Origin of the sequence: Nostoc sp. CHAB 5715, assembly GCF_020829685.1 — a bacterium.
Taxonomy (GTDB): Bacteria; Cyanobacteriota; Cyanobacteriia; order Cyanobacteriales; family Nostocaceae; genus Nostoc.
The window spans coordinates 1-2,340 of sequence record NZ_JAIVFR010001083.1 but is presented as its reverse complement, the minus strand read 5'-3'; the positions used below and the strand labels follow the sequence as shown (position 1 = coordinate 2,340).

At 40.0% G+C, this 2,340-nt stretch carries 3 protein-coding genes, 1 tRNA gene and 1 pseudogene; all 5 read right to left on the bottom strand.

Annotated features, from left to right (window positions below):
• Window positions 1-353 (bottom strand): DUF3179 domain-containing (seleno)protein (locus LC574_RS36180; RefSeq protein ID WP_229458441.1); only part of this gene is annotated, 353 nt, incomplete at its 3' end.
• Entirely contained in the window at window positions 284-1,018 is a 735-nt protein-coding gene (locus LC574_RS36175; RefSeq protein WP_229458440.1) for a WecB/TagA/CpsF family glycosyltransferase, read from the bottom strand. The genes LC574_RS36175 and LC574_RS36180, both read right to left, overlap by 70 nt.
• Before the next feature lie 576 nt (window positions 1,019-1,594).
• Window positions 1,595-1,876, bottom strand: coding sequence for a hypothetical protein (locus LC574_RS36170; RefSeq protein ID WP_229458439.1), 282 nt, complete (start codon window positions 1,874-1,876; stop codon window positions 1,595-1,597).
• A 33-nt stretch (window positions 1,877-1,909) separates the two neighbouring features.
• Window positions 1,910-1,993: transfer RNA gene (locus LC574_RS36165), tRNA-Leu, on the bottom strand.
• A 107-nt stretch (window positions 1,994-2,100) separates the two neighbouring features.
• Window positions 2,101-2,301 (bottom strand): annotated as a pseudogene (locus LC574_RS36160) (alpha-hydroxy-acid oxidizing protein); the annotation flags it as partial.
• Window positions 2,302-2,340 lie beyond the last annotated feature (39 nt).

Sequence of the window (2,340 nt, the reverse complement as noted above, 5' to 3'; positions counted from 1 at the left end):
CCTACTTCTGCATTGATTACTTTTTCTTTCTGAAGTCTGACCCAGTCAAAGGCTTTGCTGCCTTTTCCGGTTTCAATACCCACCACCCATGATTTATCTTTCCACGACAATGAGTCTGTACGGGTCAGGTCACTTTTGCTTTTACCTTTTTCATATTTGGCGGTGCTGTCGTATTTCTCTCTAAAGGTAGGGTCAGGCTGCATGATTTTGCTTTCAGGATACAACTTCAGCCATTGCTCCACCGTAGTTTGCTGAGAAAGCATCTCAGGGAGCGTCTGACCCTTCAGTTTCCCGGTGATGGCCTCTCCGTTGGCCTGTCTCCACCAGCTTTTCGTGGTTTCATCTTCAAACATCGATACAGCCATTCAAATCCTAAGTCTCGAACTACGCGGGGTGCCCGCTTGTGAATTCCTGCATAAACTGGGAAAACTCCACCCAGTCCAATCATTACAGCTTGTATCTTACCCTTATGTTGAGCTATCCAATTTTCTTGCTTAGGACATCCCAGAGATACTAGTACGGCGCTAGCACCACTAGAGTTAATCTTTTGAACCAAAGCTTCGTCTTCAGTTTCAGTCAGGGGGCGAAAGGGTAGAGGTTCCATCGCCGCAATCTTCATCTGCGGAAATTCCCACTCTAACCTTTTTCGCATCCGAGAAAGAACTTCTGTTTGGGAACCTACAAAGAAAATACTAAGATTTTGTGTTTGAGTTAGCTGACACAATGCTAAGAAAATATCCATTCCTGCCACACGGTCTTGATAAAACGCTCCCATCTTTCGCATCATCCATACCAGAGGCATACCATCAGGAGTAACTATGTCTGCATTTCGTAATATGTTAGCAAACTCTGGATTCCAATGAGCTTCAATGAGCATGTGTACATTGGCTACATATACAGTTTTACTTTCACGCCTCCTCGCCCACTTCAGCATTGTTTGTACTTGATCATCAAAGCGTAAAGCAGTAATGGGAAAATCCAGTACTTTTTTAGTAGGTAGAAGCACTCTTGCCACCATCAATAACTCCTGTGTCCAAGAAAAAAATCCATAGATTACCTAGACCATTCCGAATATTCAAGAATTCAGATGAAATGACTCCTGACTTTTTGTAGCCTTGTGTCATCGTTGGAAGTTAACACATGGAGATGCAATTGCTTTCTTAGTATACTTTTGACTTGACCGTTAATATTAGAATTGTTTGCTGCTGTGTCCTAGTTTACTGTTTTAAGCTAGGGATTTCAGATGCTGGCTAGCAAAATTCATACTTCCTTCATAATTAATTTTTGATTTGTTCATGCAAACGTTACAATTGCGATAAATTATAAATACACGTAGTACTTTATACTTGCTTTAACTACATAGCAAGGTGAAATACCAGACACTCAGCTTGCCGATTTTGATACATAAATATGCGTTTAAGAGGTCTAATTCAAATTAGTATATTTTAAAGAATGGCTGATAGTTTTTTCTTATAGCTTTCCAAATTTATTACAAATTTAATTTAGGGACTTCCAAATAAAAAAATATTCAATTATTTATTGTAGGGTAGGCAACACGATCGCCATATAAACTGGGCGGGCTTATCGACCCACCCTACAAGATTGGATAATTTATTTCTTGGAGTTCTCTTAGTCTATATATTGAAAAATCCCTAAATTTTATTTTTTTCTGAAATAAAAGCCCAAAAAATAAGGGGAAGATAAGTTTATCTTCCCCTGCTCTATTGTTTTTGTTATTGTCTGGTTTGTTAGCTTCTTTGAGTCTTTGTCGTAACATTTGCCTTTGTTTTTTGAGTTGCCTTTTCCTTGCAGAACCGCCTCTACCTTTGTCATTCCTGCCTTCTTTACGGGGAGACTCCCATCTTTTCAGCCGCATAACTTTTTTACCTCTCTTGCACTTGTTTGGTAGTGGGCAGGAGGAGAATCGAACTCCTATGACCGCAAGGCCGCCACATTTTGAGTGTGGTGCGTCTACCAGTTTCGCCACCCGCCCATATATCCAACCTTGACTAGTATACTCTAATTAAGTGATTTTGTAACAAGTCTGAAAATTAATTTTCAAAGTTTTGCTGGAATAATTAAGTCTAAGAATTTTCTGGCTTATAGGCGTAGCAGGGTCAATAAACTAGGGTCAATATCCTGTAGTTTGGCGCAGCCGCTAAGTGCCATTCCTAGATTTAACTCATCTTGTAGTAGTGAGATGACATGAGATACACCAAGTTGCCCTGCTAGTGCTAGTCCCCACAAAATGGGCCGTCCGATTAGTACCGCTTTTGCTCCTAATGCCAGAGCTTTGAGAATTAATTTTCAGACTTGTTACAAAATCACTTAATTAGAGTA

What these genes read in the sequence shown, in the direction of transcription:
- LC574_RS36175 (WP_229458440.1), bottom strand. Translation starts at nt 1,018, where the DNA reads ATGGTGGCAAGAGTGCTTCTACCTACTAAAAAAGTACTGGATTTTCCC.
- LC574_RS36170 (WP_229458439.1), bottom strand. Translation starts at nt 1,876, where the DNA reads ATGCGGCTGAAAAGATGGGAGTCTCCCCGTAAAGAAGGCAGGAATGAC.